This window comes from Pararobbsia alpina, assembly GCF_902859895.1.
Taxonomy (GTDB): Bacteria; Pseudomonadota; Gammaproteobacteria; order Burkholderiales; family Burkholderiaceae; genus Pararobbsia; species Pararobbsia alpina.
On record NZ_CADIKM010000010.1, the window covers coordinates 116,612 to 135,102 of the forward strand.

Here is an 18,491-nt window from a genome sequence, read left to right on the forward strand (position 1 = left end):
ATTGATGGAAACAGAGTGCTCGCGGCATTGTAACCAACCCCTCTTGGTAAGCAATCGACGATCGCAGGGATAGCCATCCCGCTGAGGGGGCAAGGCGTGGGCGTGCTCGTTACAATAAGCGCATGAGCGAAACCCATTCGAACAACCCGAACGACTCGAGCCGCGCCGTACCGCACACGGCCCACGCAGATCCGAAGCGCGCGGAAGGTGCCGCGAGTGGCGACACTGACGCGCGCCAGACTTCCGTGCATCCTCCGGCGGGCGCCGCGCCTGGATACGCGCCGCAAGCGCCTGTCGCCGCCCCGGACGGTACGGACGGTACGGATGTTCCCGAAGTTCAGGACACCGCCGGGCTGGGAACGATCGACCGCGACCGTCTCGATTCGCAACTTGGTGAGTCGGCGCGGGCCTGGGCAATTGATATTGTCGAGCAGACCACCTCGACCAATGCCGATCTGCTGCAGGCCCTTCGTGCTGATCGGGCCGAGCGCGTCCACGGTGGCGCGCGTACACATGAGACGCGAAGCCATGCGGGCTGGCCCTGGCAAACGAGGGTCAAGGTCGCCTATGAGCAGACCGCGGGGCGCGGCCGGCGCGGCAGAAGCTGGGTCGCACAACCGGGCGATGCCTTGTTGTTTTCGGTTGGGGTGCAGGTGCCACGCGGTGTCGACGGACTGGTCGGCCTCAGTCTGGCGGTCGGCCTGGCCGTGTACGAAGCACTGTGCGAACTGCCAGTCGACCGTTCGAAGCTCTCTCTCAAATGGCCGAACGACGTGCTCGTCGACGGCGCGAAGGTATCGGGCATTCTGATCGAAACGGCGGGCGGCGACGCGCACGCGACCCTTGTCGTGGTCGGCATCGGCATCAATCTGCGCGGCGCGGCAAAGCTTGCCGCGCATCTCAAGGCAGGGGGCGCGAAGGTGGCAACCGCGCACGCGGATGCCGGCACAACGACACACGCAGGTACCGGGGTCGACGACGTCGACGCCAAAGGCAACGATGGCCAAAACGCGGCCCCCGCCTCCGACCTGCCCCCCCCCACGCCCCCGACTGCGCTCGACGCAATATGGGATGCGCCCTCGATGACCGACCTGCTTGCCGCACTGCTGAACACGCTCGCGAGTACGTTCGAGCGTTTTGGTGCGCAGGGCTTCGCCCCCTTTCGCGAGACCTGGTGCGAGGCGGACGCCTACCGCGATATGGCTGTCGCCCTATATGAAGGCGGCGCCGTCGCCGTGCACGGGATTGGACGCGGGGTCGATGCGCAAGGACAGCTGCTGCTCGAGACCCTGCAAGGTCTGCGCACGATCGCGAGCGGCGACGTGTCACTGCGCCCCGCATGAGCCGCGCGCTGCTGGTCGACGCGGGCAACAGCCGGGTCAAGTGGGCCCTGGTCGAGGGCTCGCACACCCTCGCCGACGGCGTCTTCGTCCACGGCGAGGAAGCCAGCGAACGCTCACGGCTCGCGGCCCTGCCCCGGCCCGCCGCTGCCTGGGTGTCGAACGTCGCGGGGCCCGAAGCGGCCGCACGGATCGGGGCGCTTATCGAGGCCGTCTGGCCCGGCCTCGAATGCCGATGGGTGCGCGCCCAGGCAAAGCAGGCGGGCATCACGAACGGCTATGCCGAACCCTCGCAACTCGGCAGTGACCGCTGGTGCGGGATGATCGGCGCACGGGCCGCCTACCCGGGCGAGCACCTTCTGATCGCGACGCTCGGTACGGCGACGACCGTCGAAGCCCTGCACGCCGACGGCCGCTTCATCGGCGGACTGATTGCGCCGGGCTGGACCTTGATGATGCAGTCGCTCGGCCAGCACACGGCGCAACTCCCTTCGCTCGATGCCGTAGAAGCACGACAAATCTTGCAGGGAAAGGGGGAGACCAAGGGAAAGGACAAGGCGGCAGCAGAACATATCGGCAGCACATTCGCATGCGATACTCGCAGTTCGCTCGGCGAGGGTTGCCGGATCGCCCAAACCGCCTTTATCGAACATGCGTGGCACGATGCGGCCGCAACCTTCGGCTCGACCGCGCGATGCTTACTCAGCGGCGGTGCCGCCGATGCGGTCAGCACGAGGTTACGGATACCGTTCACCCGGCATGAAGGGCTCGTACTGGCTGGCCTCGCATGGATTGCCGCAGCGCCTGTCTAGGCTGACGCGACTGGACGCGCGCAGCGATGTCCGATATGACGATTCGTTTGACGAACCAAGGAGTGGGGACGATGTTGCGCTGGGTGATCGCTTTTCTGCTTATCGCTAATCTTGCGGCGTTCGCCGCGGTCAGTGGCGCGTTTGGCCCTTTGCCGTCCGCAGGCGACCTCGAACCGGGTCACATCAGTAGCCAAGTTCACCCCGAACACCTCGACGTACAACTGGCGGCAGCTGCACCTTTGGCCGCTTCAGCTGTCGTCGGTGCGCCTGTCAGTACCGACGTACCTGACGCGGCGTCTCTGCCCGCCTCCGATGCGACGGACTCCGCGGCCGCCGCGGCATCGAATGTCGCGGCTTCGGACGCCGCAGCGGCGGCTAGCGCGCCGAGCGCACCTTCCTCAGCAGCGCAGTAGTCGAACGCTGGTGCTCGAACGGAATGGCCCGCACATTCCCGCCCCAGCCGCGGACCAGGGCCGATTCGGGCAACGTGTCCATATCGTAGTCCCCACCCTTGACGAGTACGTCGGGGCGAAGCTCGCCGATCAGCTCGACCGGCGTCGATTCCGTGAACAACACGACCCAGTCGACGCTCTCGAGCGCAGCCAGAAGAGCCATGCGGTCCGCTTCGTTGTTGATCGGCCGGTCGTCGCCCTTGCCGAGCATGCGGACCGACGCGTCGCTGTTGACGCCGACGATCAGGCACGCGCCAAGCGCCCTGGCATCGGCGAGATAAGTCACGTGGCCGCGATGCAGGATATCGAACACCCCGTTGGTAAAGACTACGGGCCCCTGTAGCGTCGCGCGCAACGCGGCAAGTTGCGCGCGATCGACGATCTTGCGTTCAAAAGTCGCGGTCATCCGACTTCCTGACACCGGCCTCAGGCCAGTTGCTCCGCGGAACCTTCATCCTTGGCCGCCGCTTGCAGACGCTGCACGACTTCCTTGCGGTAGCGGTTCAATTCCTGCGCGGTCGTGAAGGTGCGCTCGAACAGGACCGACAGGTTGTGCAGGATGCGCTCGACGACCTTCTTTTCCCAGTTGTCGTCGAAGCGGATCTGCTCGTCGAGCCAGTGTTCGAGCCATTCGGGGTCGGGCAGGCGCGACTGGACGGTGTCGCGCGGAAACAGGTCGCGATTCACGTGCAGATTGGTCGGGTGAAGCGGCTTCTCCGTGCGACGCGCGGAAGCCATCAACACACCGATCTTCGCGAATGCCGCGCGCGCCGTATCGCCGAAGTTCGCGAGCGCCTTCTTCATGTAGCGCAGGTAGGCGCCGCCGTGCCGCGCTTCATCGCGCGAGATGGTTTCGTAGATCTGCTTGATGACCGGCTCGGTATGCCATTCCGCAGCGCGGCGATACCAGTGGTTCAGACGGATCTCGCCGCAGAAGTGCAGCATCAGCGTCTCCAGCGGGGGCGCCGGATCGAAGGTGAAACGCACGGCATGCAATTCGGCCTCGGTCGGCACGAGTTCCGGCTTGAAACGGCGCAGATACTCCATCAGCACGAGCGAATGCTTTTGCTCCTCGAAAAACCATACGCTCATGAATGCTGAGAAATCGCTGTCGTTATGGTTATCGCGCAGGAACATCTCGGTGGCCGGCAGTGCCGCCCACTCGGTGATCGCGTTCATCTTGATCGTCGCAGCCTGCTCGTCGGATAGCAAGGAAGCATCGAACCGATCCCATGGGATGTCCTTCTCCATATCCCAACGGACCGATTCGAGTGATTTGTACAGTTCTGGATAAAGCATCGTTTCCATTTTCCTACCCCTTTTCAGCGCACTGCCTGAAGCTCGCCGTCCTCGCGTCCGGTTGGACGCTACGGATCCGACTTCGGTCATCGCGCCAGCCAACCTGGCAATGCAAGGTCAACTCTTTATATATTACGCAGCAAATTGCGTGACCGATGCAGCGTCGCGACTATTTTGGGTCTGCCCGCCGCCATTGCGCCCAGGCATCGTGCGATGTTCTCCCAGCTTTCCCTAGCCGCGAGAAAGCCGCAGATTTTAGCATGGTGTAGTGGGGCGCAATTCCGAGGCAAGCCCTGCGTCCGAAACTACGCCACACGCGAAGGTAGCTGACACACAGTTCTGCTGTTCGTTCCCGTCGGCTCGATTTCCGGCGGCATAGGGGTCGGTTTCGAGTGAAACACAGCCCGCGCCTGAATACTTCAAGATCGATTCAGCATCAGGAGTCCGAGGCCATGCTGCTCGCTCAGCGTCGTGGTCAGCAACACACAGGACATGCACCCCACCCGAGGTGGGGCATCAGATTCATCACGCTGCGAAAACGGGCATAAGACCTGAAGTCGACAGCGGCAGCCATTGCATTTGTCGACGCGATCACACCGTCGCAAACTTGAATTCAATCGCGCGCTAACGGATTCACCTGTAAAACGCGATTCTTGCGATATTGCCGCGCAAAAGATCCTGCCTCTGTTCGTTCCATCACGACAGTTGAGCCCGTATGGTTGCCGGTCTCCCTATGGTGGTCGGCCATACAGGAAACACGCGATGAACCATGCCCTCTTTTCAAGCCAAAAGGGAGCCCGTTTCCCGAAAGGAAGGTCAGCGGTCCTATTTCAAAGGACGAGTGCTTTTCGAAACCAACGGTACGCTGAGCGATGCCTTGTCCGCGGCACGCATGGCCGCCTTCGGCGGCTTGGTGGTGGACCTCGCGACGGGTTTCGCTCGAGCCTTGGCGGGAGGTTTGCTCGTGGCCCTGGCAGCGCCGTCTCCGTCGGCACTCGCGGATTTGCTCCCGGGCCGGGTCCGGCCACCGCCCGCATCGGTCGTCTTGCCCCCTGTGCCTGTCTTCGCCGCATCCTGCACGTTCGCCCCGGACATATTGCCTGCCGCAGTCGCCGCGGCGGGCATGCCGGCAGCCGCACTCGCCGCGGCGAGGCCCGCAATCTGGTTGAACTGGGATTGGAGCAGATTCCACCACCCGTTCGGATCGAACGCCGCGCTCATTGCCGCCGGGTCAGAAGCGGGCGCCTGCGGCGCAGGCGGGGAGCTCGTGCCGGACTGCCCACCCTCGCGCCCTGCTTCGCCCGCCGGTGCGCGGGTCGGCGTGCGAGAAGCCGCAGCCTGTCTCGCGGTATCGGCCGCCGATTCGGCGGCCCGGGTCCCTTCGCGCGTGACGGCGGCGCCCGCCTCGGCCGCCGCGGCGACCGACGATTGGGCAAATGCGCCGAACGCACGCAGCGTCGCGAGCGTCGAACGCTGGACTTCGAGTGCCTGGATCGCGGATTGAAGCATGTTCAGGTTCAGCTTGAGCCATTGCTCGACAGCGCGCATCTCCTCGATGCGTTTGTCGAGTTCCTCGACATTGGTCAGGGGCGCGACCAAATTCGACATCGCCGACAGCGAGGGCGTCCCGCCCATGCCGGGCATCGAGAACGGCGCAGCGAACTGAGCGGCGAACGGTCCTTCGCGGAACATTCCCCACATTTTCTCGAACATGTCATAGCCAAACGGTGTACCTGCGGACTCAGTCATCGACACCCCCAAGAATACTCATTGATGCATCTCCATTGACGCCTTTATCGGGCGTCCTTCTCGGCGTCTTTCATTGCCCTCTCACCCACACCCCCTCAATGACTTCAATTCACCTAGTGGCGTCGCCTGATCCCGTCCCCACGACACGCCCTGTCTGGTATCGCCCTCAGGCCGCACCCTCGACCGGCGCAACGGCCTGATCGATCGCACCGAAGATCGACTTGCCATTCGCATCGAACATCTCGATGCGCACGCGATCGCCGAAGCGCATGAATTCCGTGCCCGGCGCGCCATCTTCGAGCGTCTCCAGCATGCGCTTTTCGGCGATGCATGCATAGCCTTTGGCGCGGTCGGTGTTCGAGATGGTGCCCGAACCGACGATGGTGCCCGCGCGCACATTGCGCGTCTTCGCGATGTGGGCAAGCAACTGCCCGAAATGGAAAACCATATCGGTACCGCAATCGGGCTGGCCCACACGCTTGCCATTCCAGTGCACCGTCATCGGCCGATGCACGCGCCCTTCGCGCCAAGTCTCCCCGAGTTCGTCGGGCGTCACCGCGACCGGCGAGAATGCCGTGGCCGGCTTGCTTTGATAGAAACCGAAACCCTTCGCGAGCTCGCCGGGAATCAGATTGCGCAACGACACATCGTTGGCGAGCATCACCAGGCGCACGGCACCGAGCGCGGCATCAGCGCGCGTGCCCATCGGCACATCGGTCGCGATCACTGCAACCTCGGCTTCGAAGTCGATCCCGAAATCTTCGGATGCGCAGACGATGTCGTCGAGCGGTCCAATGAAGTCGTCGCTACCGCCCTGGTAGATCAACGGGTCGGTCCAGAATTCAGCGGGCATCTCGGCACCCCGCGCCTTGCGCACGAGCTCGACATGGTTCACATAGGCCGAGCCATCAGCCCATTGATAGGCTCGCGGCAAAGGAGCCATGCAAGCCTGGGCGTCGAAGTCGAACGCCTGCCGCGCGCGTGCCTGGTTCAGGGCTTCGTAGAGCGCCTGCAGTTGCGGCGCATGGAAATTCCAGTCGTCGAGCACGCGCTGCATGGTCGGCGCGATCGCATCGGCGATCGCTGCGTGGCGCAGGTCGCGCGAGACGACGAGCAGTTGTCCGTCCCGGGTGCCGTCTTTGAGTGTGGCCAGCTTCATCGTGTGGCAGGGAACTAGTTGTAATCCGGGTATTCTACAAGTGGTGCGGCATCGCGCCGCCAGCAGGTGCATGCGAACCACCCCGATGTACCGGATGACGACTTCGAACCGCTTTCCTTTCCATTCTTTTCCCATTGCCCGGCGTCGCTGGCCACGCTGGCTGGTTGCGCTCGCGGTCGTGCTGGCCCTGCACTTCGTCGCGGGCCTCTGGGTGATCCGCTTAGGCGGACCTTCAAGGCTCGACAAGCAGGACTTCAAGGTGCCGGTCCAGATCGCGCTGCTCAAACCACAGGCCGTGCGCAGCATGGCGGATGAGCATTCGCCGAAAGATGAGTCGAAAGACGGACCGCAAGCCGGCGAAGCAGGAAAAACCCCTGCCGCCGCGCGCAAGGATGCGCTGCAGGCGAGCATCGGCGAATCTCATAAATCGACCAGGCCACCTGTTCCGAACAAGCCGCCCGTGCGCGTATCGAAGCCGGCTACCCCGGTGCAGGCAGTTGCATCTGCACCTTCTTTAGCGGCGGCGTCGACGGCGGCTGCCGCCGCGTCCCCCGCTTCGGCTGAACCCTTGTCGACGGCAGCAAGCTCGCCGGCAAGCGCATCTGCTAACGCAAGCGTACCTTCGTCCGCCAGCGCATCGACGGCATCCGCTCCCCTCGCCAATTCAAACGCGGATTCGACGGCAAACACGGGCCACGCCGGCCCAGGGGTTGCCGCACCGGCGGCGAATGCACCGGCAGGCGAGAAGTTCTCCTTGCCGCCGCCGGCCGACCTCCACTACGCCAGCTTCTACAACGGCGTGCAGAACCCATCGGGCACGATTCATTGGGCAACGGATGGCTCGACCTATCAGATGATCGTGTCGATCCCTTTGCCGTTCGTCGGCACTTACTCATATATAAGCGAAGGCCGGGTCGACGCATATGGGCTCGCTCCACTGCACTATACCGAGCAGCATGGCCGGCGCGGCACGGATCTCACCACGTTCGCGCGCGGCGACGATACCTCGAAGCCGCATGCGGTGTTTAGTCGCAATCCCTCGAGCGTCGATCTGCCTCCCGGTGCGCAGGACCGCTTCAGCATGTTCATGCAACTCTCGAGTCTCGTGCGTGGCGATCCCGCGCGATACACGCCGGGGGTCACTCGCGAGTTCTTCGTGCTCGACAACGACAGCGGTGAAACCTGGCCGATCGAAACCGTCGGCGACGAGAGTGTGCAGACCAGTCTCGGTTTCGTACCGGCGCGCCACTTCACACGCCTGCCCCGCCGCGAAGGCGACCGACGCAAGGTCGATGTCTGGCTCGCCCCGTCGCTCGGTTGGCTGCCGATCCGCTTCATGCAAACCGAGCCCAATGGCACAGAGATCGAATTGCGCTATACGGGCGCGGACGCGCCTCGTGCCGACGCCCATGCAAACGATGCCGCAAACAGCCCATCTGGCGACCCGGCAAGCAGCGCGGTAAACAACACGCTGCCCAGTCCGCACAGCGCAGCCGGCAGCCCCCTCGAGGAGCGCGTCAATCCGTAAGGCTGGCAACGTTTGCTTACAGGGATACCCGCGCAGGCGCGCGGCGTGCTGTTTTCCCTGGTGTCATCCCAACTGGCGTCTCGTGCGTTGTGCAGTAAACGCATCGACAGGAACGCATCGAAAGCGAACTCGCGAGAGACTGCAAGCATTGAAATGATTCGGCAGGGTACAGGGAACGTGCCCGCAAGAGACGAGCACAGAGCCGACGAACATGCTTGAACGAAGCGTGCGTAAAACGATAGTGGAACATTCAAACGCCCTTTACGTTGCCCGCGCGCAACTCGAACACGGGGAAGCTTGAAAGGATCGCGTAGTCTGAATGCAGCGGTCTGGATTTGCGACTATGCTGGAAACGTTTCTACAGGGCCCTGTCTAATCAGTAGATTCGGAAGCGACGCTGTCGGGCGCGTCCGGGTCGACCTCTTGAATTCCGACCAACCCGCTCCATTTATGTCTCAGCGAATAGAGCAGCAGGATGAGGAGAGTCGCCATGCAAATGATTTACAACAGCCCGAACTATTGCGTCGTCGAGTTCCCGGCGCAGGACGACAACGTCGCGCTGACGTCCGGCGGTTATGAGATCGTCGACAAGAACCTGCAGCGCGAACTCTACATTGATGGCTTTATGGCGGTTCGCTTTCGCGAACACGTGCAGAAGCTGATCGAAAAACAGCCGTCGCTTGACGAGGTCGATGAATTCCTCGGTCAGTTCGACAGCCTTATGCAACAACCCGTCATCCTGCACTAAACACGCGCGATGCCGGTTGCAGGCCCCGATCCGCGATGCGGACGGGGCCTTTGTCTTTTGTACAGACCCCCTGCAGCACTCAATGCGACGGATCACCACGGAGGAACAGTGCCAATTCTTCAAGATTGCGTCTGCGATTCGCCCTTTTTTAAGATAGGAGTCTTTGTATCCAAATGTGAATCGGCCCATACCCGGTAAAATAGCGGATTACCCGTTTCAGCAGCCACCGCCAGGACGAATACCGGCCCGGACAGTGTCCGCATGACGGCGCGTGCCGAAGTGTTCCCGCTGTTTCAATCAATGTTTTCGACCACGAAGATCATGAGCCAAGCCAGCCCTCTCACCCCAGCCAGCGACCCTCGACGCTATACGCGCGGCGCGCAGATGCCGGCACTGTTGAAACAGCGGATCCTGATCCTCGACGGCGCGATGGGCACGATGATCCAGCAGTACAAGCTCGATGAAGCGGCCTACCGGGGCCAGCGCTTCGCCGATCTCGGCCGCGACATCAAGGGCAACAACGAGTTGCTGTCGCTGACGCGGCCCGACGTGATCCAGGAGATTCACGAGCAATACCTCGCGGCCGGTGCGGACATCATCGAGACCAATACCTTTGGCGCGACGCGCGTCGCCCAGGCCGATTACCGGATGGAAGATCTCGCCCGCGAGATGAACCTCGAGTCGGCCCGGCTCGCACGCGCGGCCTGCGACAAGTATTCGACACCCGACAAGCCGCGCTTCGTCGCGGGCGCGATCGGACCGACGCCGAAGACCGCGAGCATCTCGCCGGACGTCAACGACCCAGGCGCGCGCAACACGAGCTTCGACGAACTGCGCGACTCGTACTACGAGCAAGCCAAGGCCTTGCTCGAAGGCGGCGCCGATCTGTTTCTCGTCGAAACGATCTTCGACACGCTCAACGCGAAGGCCGCACTGTTCGCACTCGATGAGCTGTTCGAGGACAGCGGCGAAGTCCTGCCGATCATGATCTCGGGTACGGTGACCGATGCGTCGGGACGCATCTTGTCCGGCCAGACGGTCGAGGCGTTCTGGAACTCGCTGCGCCATGCGAAGCCGCTGACCTTCGGACTGAACTGCGCACTCGGCGCAGCACTGATGCGCCCGTATATCGCCGAACTCGCGAAGCTCTGCGACTGCTATGTCTCGTGCTATCCGAATGCGGGACTGCCGAACCCGATGAGCGACACCGGGTTCGACGAGACGCCGGAAATCACCTCGAGTTTGCTTCACGAGTTCGCCGATTCCGGGCTCGTGAACATCGCCGGCGGCTGCTGCGGCACGACCCCGGCGCATATCGCCGCGATCGCCCAGTCGCTCGCCTCCGTCAAACCCCGCCAATGGCCGAACCAATACCGGACCGCCGCATGACCGTCGATACCCACTCGCCGCTCGACAATACGTCTTCAACGCCAAACCAAGCCACGCGGCTGTCGGGACTCGAACCTTTCAATTTCGGTGAAGGCTCGCTGTTCATCAATGTCGGCGAACGCACCAACGTCACGGGTTCGAAGGCATTCGCGCGGATGATTCTCAATGGTCAGTTCGACGAAGCACTCGTCGTCGCGCGCCAGCAGGTCGAGAATGGCGCGCAGATCATCGACGTGAACATGGACGAGGCGATGCTCGATTCGAAGGCGGCGATGGTTCGCTTCCTGAACCTGATCGCCTCCGAGCCGGATATCGCGCGCGTGCCGATCATGATCGACTCGTCGAAGTTCGAGGTGATCGAGGCCGGCCTCAAGTGCGTGCAGGGTAAGGCGATCGTCAATTCGATCTCGATGAAGGAAGGCGTCGAGGCGTTCAAGCACCATGCGCGGTTGATCAAGCGCTACGGCGCGGCCGCCGTCGTGATGGCATTCGACGAGCAGGGCCAGGCCGACACCTTTGAACGCAAGACGTCGATCTGCGAACGCAGCTACCGGATTCTCGTCGACGAAGTCGGCTTTCCGCCCGAAGACATCGTGTTCGACCCGAACATCTTCGCGATCGCGACCGGCATCGAAGAGCACAACAACTACGCGGTCGACTTCATCAACGCGACGCGCTGGATCAAGGAGAACCTGCCCGGCGCGAAGGTCAGCGGCGGCGTCTCGAACGTCTCGTTCTCGTTCCGCGGCAACGATCCCGTGCGCGAGGCAATTCATACGGTGTTCCTGTATCACGCGATCGGCGCGGGCATGGATATGGGGATCGTCAACGCGGGCCAGCTCGGCGTCTATGCCGACCTCGACCCCGATCTGCGCGAACGCGTCGAGGACGTCGTGCTGAACCGCACGGTCGCCGGCGAGCTTACGCCGACCGAACGCCTGCTTGAAGCCGCCGATCGCTTCAAGAGCGGCGCGGCGAAGCGCGAGGACAATCTCGAATGGCGCGAGAAAAGCGTCGGAGAGCGGCTTGCGCATGCGCTGGTCCGGGGCGTCACGACGTTCATCGTCGAAGACACCGAGGAAGCCCGCCAGCAGTTCGAGCGCCCGATCCAGGTGATCGAAGGGCCGCTGATGGACGGCATGAATATCGTGGGCGACCTGTTCGGCGCGGGCAAGATGTTCCTGCCGCAGGTCGTGAAGTCCGCACGCGTGATGAAGCAGGCCGTCGCCCACCTGATCCCCTTCATCGAGGAAGAAAAAGCGAAGCTCGCCGCGACGGGCGCCGACGTGCGTTCCAAGGGCAAGATCGTGATTGCGACCGTCAAGGGCGACGTCCACGATATCGGCAAGAACATCGTGTCGGTCGTGCTCCAGTGCAACAACTTCGACGTCGTCAATATGGGAGTGATGGTGCCGTGCGCCGACATCCTGGCGATGGCGAAGAACGAGAATGCCGACATCGTCGGCCTCTCGGGCCTCATCACACCAAGCCTCGAGGAAATGGCCTATGTCGCAGCCGAGATGCAGCGCGACGATCATTTCCGGCTCAAGCAGATTCCACTGCTGATCGGCGGCGCGACCACCTCGCGCGTGCACACGGCCGTGAAGATCGCCCCGCACTATGAAGGCCCGGTGGTCTATGTGCCGGACGCCTCGCGTTCAGTCTCGGTCGCCTCGAGCCTGCTGTCCGACGAGGGGGCGGCAGGCTACCTCGAGGAGCTCAGGAGCGACTACGAGCGGATCCGCCACCAACATGCGAACCGCAAGGCGGTGCCGATGGTCACCCTCGCGCAGGCGCGCGAGAACAAGCACCGGATCGACTGGACCCGCTTTACGCCGGTCAAGCCGAAGGTGCTCGGACGGCGCGTCTTCAAGAACTATGATCTCGGCGAGCTCGTCGACTATATCGACTGGGGGCCGTTCTTCCAGACCTGGGATCTGGCCGGCTCCTATCCCGCGATCCTCGACGACGAGATCGTCGGCGAGTCGGCGCGGCAGGTGTTTGCCGACGGCAAGCGCATGCTCTCGCGGCTGGTCCAGGGCAACTGGCTCAAGGCCAATGGCGTGATCGCGCTGCTGCCCGCGAATACCGTCAACGACGACGATATCGAGATCTACACGGACGACACCCGCAGTGAAGTGGCGCTGACCTGGCGCAATCTGCGCCAGCAGACGGAGCGGCCGGTCGTCGACGGGGTGCAACGTCCGAACCGTTCGCTCGCGGACTTCATCGCCCCGAGGGAATCGGGCGTGGCCGACTATATCGGCATGTTCGCGGTGACGACAGGACTCGGCATCGAAGCGAAGGAGGCGACGTTCATGGCCGACCACGACGACTACAGCGCGATCATGCTCAAGGCGCTCGCCGACCGGCTCGCCGAGGCGTTCGCCGAACGCATGCACGAGAAGGTGCGCACTGACCTCTGGGGTTATGCGCTCGGCGAACAGCTGACGGGGGAAGATCTGATCGAGGAAAAGTATGCCGGTGTGCGGCCCGCGCCGGGCTACCCGGCCTGCCCCGATCATCGGGTCAAGAAGCCGATGTTCGAGGTGCTCCAGTGCCACGACATTCACATGTCGGTCACAGAGTCGCTCGCCATGCTGCCGGCCGCGAGCGTATCGGGCTTCTATCTCGCACACCCGGACAGCACCTACTTCTCGGTGGGCAAGATCAGCCAGGACCAGCTCGAGGACTATGCGCGCCGCGCGGACCTGCCGCTCGACGTCGCGCGCCGCGCGCTCGCGCCTCAGCTATAAGGCGGGAGCTGAAGGGTTGACGATCCCTATACGGCCGTCAACCCTTCGGTGCGGCCATCAACCCTTCGATGCAGTCATCGACCCTTCGGTGCGACCGTCGACCTTCGGTGCCTTAACCCTTGTTGCTCAGGCAGCTCGACATGAAGGCCTTGCGTTCATCGCCCTTCTTGCCCGTTGCCTGCTTGTTGCAGTCGGTCATGCGCTCCTGCTGGGTCATCGGCTTCGCGGGCGCGTTTGACAGACACGAACTCATGAAGGCCTTGCGTTCATCGCCCTTCTTGCCGGCGGCCTGCTGGTTGCAAGCGGACATCTTGTCCGTCTGGGTGCTGGCGAGGCCCGGCAGCGCGAAGCTGACGGCCAGCGCGGCGATGACTACGGCTATGGCATTGCGCATCGTAACCTCCGTTGAGAAAGTCTTACACGCCCCAAACGATATCCGCCTTCATCTTCTGTGCGTGCCGCATCATGTCGAGAAACGGATAGGCGCGTTGTGCAAGGCCCACGGGCAGATCGCGCTCATGCCGGTCGTCATGGTGGTGAACCGAGTCGTGCTGCGTCTTTGCATCCTTGTCGACGACGATCGCGGCCTCGAGCTTGACGATCGCCACCTCGAGTTCGTCATGGGTGATCACGCCACGTTGGCCAAGACGCTTGCCGATGATTCCCAGCAGAAGCTGAGCCAGGTTATCGAGCATCATGACTTCCGGCGCGGCACTCGATTTGAACGTGATCAGCATGGCGACTCCTTGGTTTGTTGTGCATTCGGTACCAGGTACCCAAACAAATTCGCGCCGCCGCGCGAGCGGCGCATGCCAGTTTCCATCATAGCACCTGATAAACTCGCTTTTTTCGAAGCCTGACGGGCGTGACCCGCCACCCGGCAGGCCGCCGCCGCGGCCCTGCGCAGGTGAGCACGGCCCCCGCCCAGGCGCTGTCCTAGCTGCTTTGCCGAGCCCTTCATGCTGCCTCAACAACGCCTCAAGATCGAATCCATCCTGGCCGATGCCGCCGCCGCGCTGATCGCCGCTTCCGGCCTCGAGGCTCCACCCGCCGCGCCCGCGATCTCGCTCGACCGGCCGAAGGTCGCCGCACATGGCGACGCCGCAAGCAATCTCGCCATGCAACTGGCGAAGCCGCTCAAAATGAACCCGCGCGAACTCGCGCAAAAGCTCGCCGATGCACTGCGCAACGACCCACGCGCCACCGGCCTGATCGACTCGATCGAGATCGCCGGACCCGGCTTCATCAACCTGCGCCTCGCGCTTGCCGCCAAGCAGACCGTCGTCGCCTCGATCTTGTCGGCCGGCGCGGACTTTGGCCACGCCCCCGCGGACGCGCCGCATGCGGGGCAGCGCGTCATGATCGAGTTCGTCTCGGCCAACCCGACCGGTCCGCTGCACGTCGGCCATGCGCGCCAGGCCGCGCTCGGCGACGCGCTGGCGAAGCTGCTCGAAACGCAGCGGTGGGACGTCCACCGTGAGTTCTACTACAACGATGCGGGCGTGCAGATCGGCAACCTTGCCGCGTCGGTGCTCGCGCGCGGCCAGGGCCATAAGCCCGGCGACGCGGCGTGGCCCGCCGGGACGTACAACGGCGAGTACATCGCCGACATCGCGGCCGACTATCTCGCGGGCGCAACCGTCGCGGCCAAGGACGGCGCACCCGTCAAGGCCACGGGCAACCTGGATGACGTCGAGGCCATCCGCCGTTTCGCGGTCGCCTACCTTCGCCACGAGCAGGATCTCGACCTCCAGGCCTTCGGCGTGCAGTTCGACTGCTACTACCTCGAATCGTCGCTGTACGACGAAGGCCGCGTCGCGGACACTGTCGAACGGCTGATCAAGGCCGGCAAGACGTACGAGCTCGACGGCGCGCTCTGGCTGCGCACGACCGAGGACGGCGACGACAAGGACCGCGTGATGCGCAAGTCCGACGGCACATTCACGTATTTCGTGCCCGACGTGGCCTATCACCTCTCGAAATGGGAGCGTGGCTTCACGAAGGCGATCAATATCCAAGGCACCGACCACCACGGCACGATCGCGCGCGTGCGCGCGGGCCTGCAAGGGGTCGGCCTCGGCATTCCGAAGGGCTATCCCGACTACGTGCTGCACAAGATGGTCACGGTCATGCGCAATGGCCAGGAGGTCAAGATCTCCAAGCGCGCGGGCAGCTATGTGACGCTGCGCGATCTGATCGTCTGGTCGGGCGGCGGCAGCACCGCGCAGGACGATGCCGCGGGCGCCATTGATTCACCCGAGATCATTCAGCGCGGCCGCGATGCGGTGCGTTTCTTCCTGATCTCGCGCAAGGCCGACACCGAATTTGTGTTCGATGTCGATCTCGCGCTCAAGCAGAGCGACGAGAACCCCGTCTACTACGTGCAATATGCGCACGCCCGGATCAGTTCGATCCTGAACACCTGGGTCGCCGAGCACGGCGGCGATCTCGCGCGGCTGCCGGGCCTCGGCGCCGGGGACCTCGCGCCGCTCGACTCCGAGCGCGCGCAGGCGCTGCTCGCGCGCCTCGCCGAATATCCCGACATGCTCGCCCACGCCGCCGACGAACTCGGCCCGCATGCGGTCGCGTTCTATCTGCGGGATCTGGCCGGCGAGTTTCATTCTTTCTACACGGCCGATCGCGTGCTCGTCGACGATGCGGCCCTGCGCACGGCACGAATCGCCCTGCTGGCAGCGACGCGCCAGGTCTTGGCGAACGGTCTGGCGACGATCGGCGTCAGCGCCCCGCAGAAAATGTAACCGGCCCCCGTCTATAATCGATCACTGTTCCAGGAACCTCACTCGCGATGGCAACAAAACGTCGAACATCTTCAAATCAGGGTGGCAGACCGTCGAAGCAGGGTGGCGGCACGTTTGTCGGCATCGTGCTGGGCTTGATCGTCGGTCTGGCGATCGCGGTCATCGTCGCGCTCTACATCACGCGCTCGCCGACGCCGTTCGTCGCGAAGCTGACCGGCGGCGCCGCGAGCGATGCAAGCGCCGCGTCCGACGTGGACCTGAACCGCTCGCTGCAAGGCAAGGCACCGGGCCAGCCGGTACCCGGCGCGGCCGCGCCGGCGGCGCCGGCCGCGAACATCGGCAGCCCTGAACCGCAGATCATCGAAGTCCCGCCGTCGGCACCGGCCACCACCGCCACTGCGCCGACCGTCGTGCCGGGCAGCGGGGGTCCGGTGGCCAGTCCGGGCGAAGCGCCGGCGCCGCAGGCACCTCAGGTGCAGAAGCCCGCGCCGAGCGCGAATGCCAATGTGGCAGCCCTCGCGCCCGCACCGCAGCCCAACGCCGGCGCGAACGCGGCGGCCAACGATGCGAATTCGGGCTACCTGCTCCAGGTCGGGGCCTACAAGACCGAGGCCGATGCCGATCAGCAGCGCGCACGGCTCGCCTTCCAGGGCTTCGAGTCGAAGGTCACGCGGCGTGATGCCAGCGGCGTCACGTACTTCCGCGTGCGCGTCGGTCCGTTCACGAAATTCGCCGATATGAATGCCGCGCGGCAGCGTCTCTCCGATGCGGGCATCGATACGGTCGTGATCCGCTTCCAGAAAGAACAATGACATCACAGCCCACGCGATGCACGCCCATGGTGAGCTCAAAAGCAAACCGGCAGGCGGGCAAAGCGTGCGGCGACAAGCACACTGTAAGCCTTCAGCAAGAGGGGGGCGCGGCTGAACCATTCACCGCGCGTCCCGTCTGAAAACGAGCGTCTTAATTTCCCGAACCAACTATTTCCATGAACAAACTCATTCGTACGCTGTTCGCGTCACTGGTCCTGGGTGCGGCTTTTGCCTCGGCGCCTTCGTTCGCGAGCCCCGCTGCGCCCGTCAACGGCAAGGATTACAAGACTCTCCCGACCCAGCAAACGGTCGACGTGAGTGCCGGCAAGATCGAAGTCACCGAATTCTTCTGGTACGGCTGCCCGCACTGCAACGAGTTCGAACCCATCCTCGAAGGCTGGCTCAAGAAGCAGGACCCCGACGTCGTGTTCAAGCGCGTACCGGTCGCGTTCCAGCCGCAGTTCGTGCCTCACCAGAAGCTGTACCACGCCTTGGTTGAACTCGGTGTCGAGCCGCAGCTCACCTCGAAGATCTTCCATGAAATCCATGTCGAGAGGGACTACCTGCTGACGCCGGAAACGCAGGCCGACTTCCTTGCGAAGAACGGCGTCGACAAACAGAAGTTCCTCGCCGCTTATAACTCGTTCGCGAACGACAGCATGATCAAGCGCGACGACCAGATGATCGAGTCCTACCAGATCGACGGCGTGCCAACGATTGCGGTGCAGGGCAAGTATGAAACCGGCCCCGGCATCACGAACAGCCTGGAAAGCACCTTGCAAGTGCTCGACTATCTGGTCGCGCAGGTCCGGGCGAAGAAGATGTAAGAAGGCTCCCGCCCCACCGGAACGATCCGCGGTTTCATTGCCATGAACCCGCGGATTTTTTTTAACCACCGCGAGGCCTGCCGATGCGAGCGCGCACTCCCCTGAAAGTGTTCATCACTGGCGCATCGAGCGGCCTCGGTCTGGCACTGGCGACCCGATACGCGGAGCAAGGCGCGACGCTCGGGCTCGTCGTGCGCCGCGGCGATGCGATCGAGCCCCTTCGGGCACGCTACCCGAGCCTGCGAATCGCGGTCTATGTGACCGACGTGCGCGACCATGCCGCGCTCGCGGCCGCCGCACAGGACTTTATCGCCCATGCGGGTTGCCCGGACATCGTGGTCGCCAATGCCGGCATCAGCGCGGGGGCAGTCACGGGACGCGGCGACCTCGATGCGTTTCGTACGATCATGGATGTCAACTATCTTGCGATGGTCGCGACCTTCGAACCGTTCATCGGTCCGATGACCGAGACACGCACCGGTACGCTGGTCGGCATCGCGAGCGTCGCAGGTGTGCGCGGCTTGCCCGGTGGGGGCGCCTACAGCGCCTCGAAGGCCGCGGCGACGCGCTATCTCGAAAGTCTGCGCGTCGAGCTGCGCGCAGCGGGCATCGCGGTCGTGACGATCGCCCCCGGCTATATCCGCACGCCGATGACGGACGGCAACAGTTATCCCATGCCCTTCCTGATGGACGCCGACGCGTTCGCCGTGCGCGCCGTGCGGGCGATCGCGCGCCGCGTGAGGTTCACCGTGATTCCCTGGCCGATGCGGTTCGTCGCAATGCTGCTGCATGTGACCCCGCGCTGGCTCTATGATTTCGCTTTCGAACGCGCTCCGCGCAAGAAGCGCGCAGCCGACTGAG

At 63.7% G+C, this 18,491-nt stretch carries 17 protein-coding genes; 11 read left to right on the forward strand and 6 right to left on the reverse strand.

From position 1 onward, the window contains the following. The first annotated feature begins 122 nt into the window (after positions 1–122). The 3 genes from HV670_RS13215 to HV670_RS13225 all read left to right on the forward strand — a co-directional run bounded on the left by HV670_RS13215 (position 123) and on the right by HV670_RS13225 (position 2,565). On the forward strand, positions 123–1,343 hold the full coding sequence (locus HV670_RS13215; RefSeq protein ID WP_175105235.1) for a biotin--[acetyl-CoA-carboxylase] ligase: 1,221 nt from the start codon (positions 123–125) through the stop codon (positions 1,341–1,343). Continuing rightward, positions 1,340–2,152 (forward strand): type III pantothenate kinase, encoded by an 813-nt coding sequence (locus HV670_RS13220; RefSeq protein WP_175105236.1) that lies wholly within the window; start codon positions 1,340–1,342, stop codon positions 2,150–2,152. Before HV670_RS13215 ends, HV670_RS13220 begins: the two co-directional genes overlap by 4 nt. 71 nt (positions 2,153–2,223) lie before the next feature. Then, the gene (locus HV670_RS13225) at positions 2,224–2,565 is read left to right on the forward strand and encodes a hypothetical protein (protein ID WP_175105237.1); all 342 of its coding nucleotides are present in this window, start codon (positions 2,224–2,226) and stop codon (positions 2,563–2,565) included. On the opposite strand, the gene rfaE2 is transcribed toward HV670_RS13225, so the two are convergent. From rfaE2 to HV670_RS13245, 4 genes are all read right to left on the reverse strand, one after another. Continuing rightward, complete coding sequence (gene rfaE2 / locus HV670_RS13230; protein WP_175105238.1) at positions 2,528–3,010, reverse strand: D-glycero-beta-D-manno-heptose 1-phosphate adenylyltransferase; 483 nt, start codon at positions 3,008–3,010, stop codon at positions 2,528–2,530. The two genes, HV670_RS13225 and rfaE2, sit on opposite strands and share 38 nt — an antisense overlap. 20 nt (positions 3,011–3,030) lie before the next feature. Next, entirely contained in the window at positions 3,031–3,912 is an 882-nt protein-coding gene (locus HV670_RS13235) for a ferritin family protein (RefSeq protein WP_175105239.1), read from the reverse strand. 816 nt (positions 3,913–4,728) lie between these two features. Continuing rightward, on the reverse strand, positions 4,729–5,652 hold the full coding sequence (locus HV670_RS13240) for a PhaM family polyhydroxyalkanoate granule multifunctional regulatory protein (RefSeq protein WP_246257341.1): 924 nt from the start codon (positions 5,650–5,652) through the stop codon (positions 4,729–4,731). A gap of 166 nt (positions 5,653–5,818) precedes the next feature. Beyond that, positions 5,819–6,811: a fumarylacetoacetate hydrolase family protein gene (locus tag HV670_RS13245; protein WP_175105240.1), complete on the reverse strand. Its 993-nt coding sequence runs from the start codon at positions 6,809–6,811 to the stop codon at positions 5,819–5,821. Between the two features lie 70 nt (positions 6,812–6,881). Between HV670_RS13245 and HV670_RS13250 the strand changes: the two genes are divergently transcribed. The 4 genes from HV670_RS13250 to metH all read left to right on the forward strand — a co-directional run bounded on the left by HV670_RS13250 (position 6,882) and on the right by metH (position 13,232). After that, on the forward strand, positions 6,882–8,339 hold the full coding sequence (locus HV670_RS13250) for a DUF3108 domain-containing protein (protein ID WP_246257346.1): 1,458 nt from the start codon (positions 6,882–6,884) through the stop codon (positions 8,337–8,339). A gap of 490 nt (positions 8,340–8,829) precedes the next feature. Next, positions 8,830–9,087, forward strand: coding sequence for a BTH_I0359 family protein (locus HV670_RS13255; RefSeq protein WP_175105241.1), 258 nt, complete (start codon positions 8,830–8,832; stop codon positions 9,085–9,087). Positions 9,088–9,408: 321 nt separating this feature from the next. Further along, on the forward strand, positions 9,409–10,476 hold the full coding sequence (locus tag HV670_RS13260) for a homocysteine S-methyltransferase family protein (protein WP_175105291.1): 1,068 nt from the start codon (positions 9,409–9,411) through the stop codon (positions 10,474–10,476). Beyond that, a complete protein-coding gene (metH, locus tag HV670_RS13265; protein ID WP_175105242.1) occupies positions 10,473–13,232 on the forward strand; it encodes a methionine synthase in 2,760 nt (919 codons plus the stop codon). The genes HV670_RS13260 and metH overlap by 4 nt, the downstream gene beginning before the upstream one ends. Before the next feature lie 112 nt (positions 13,233–13,344). On the opposite strand, the gene HV670_RS13270 is transcribed toward metH, so the two are convergent. Beyond that, complete coding sequence (locus tag HV670_RS13270; RefSeq protein ID WP_175105243.1) at positions 13,345–13,626, reverse strand: PsiF family protein; 282 nt, start codon at positions 13,624–13,626, stop codon at positions 13,345–13,347. 22 nt (positions 13,627–13,648) lie between these two features. After that, positions 13,649–13,969 (reverse strand): DUF1840 domain-containing protein, encoded by a 321-nt coding sequence (locus HV670_RS13275; RefSeq protein WP_175105244.1) that lies wholly within the window; start codon positions 13,967–13,969, stop codon positions 13,649–13,651. A gap of 222 nt (positions 13,970–14,191) precedes the next feature. On the opposite strand from HV670_RS13275, the gene argS reads away from it, so the two are divergent. The 4 genes from argS to HV670_RS13295 all read left to right on the forward strand — a co-directional run bounded on the left by argS (position 14,192) and on the right by HV670_RS13295 (position 18,490). Continuing rightward, entirely contained in the window at positions 14,192–15,991 is a 1,800-nt protein-coding gene (gene argS / locus HV670_RS13280) for an arginine--tRNA ligase (protein WP_175105245.1), read from the forward strand. 47 nt (positions 15,992–16,038) lie between these two features. After that, complete coding sequence (locus HV670_RS13285; protein ID WP_175105246.1) at positions 16,039–16,803, forward strand: SPOR domain-containing protein; 765 nt, start codon at positions 16,039–16,041, stop codon at positions 16,801–16,803. Between the two features lie 176 nt (positions 16,804–16,979). Next, on the forward strand, positions 16,980–17,630 hold the full coding sequence (locus tag HV670_RS13290) for a thiol:disulfide interchange protein DsbA/DsbL (RefSeq protein ID WP_175105247.1): 651 nt from the start codon (positions 16,980–16,982) through the stop codon (positions 17,628–17,630). 83 nt (positions 17,631–17,713) lie between these two features. After that, complete coding sequence (locus tag HV670_RS13295) at positions 17,714–18,490, forward strand: SDR family oxidoreductase (protein WP_175105248.1); 777 nt, start codon at positions 17,714–17,716, stop codon at positions 18,488–18,490. Position 18,491: the final 1 nt, after the last annotated feature.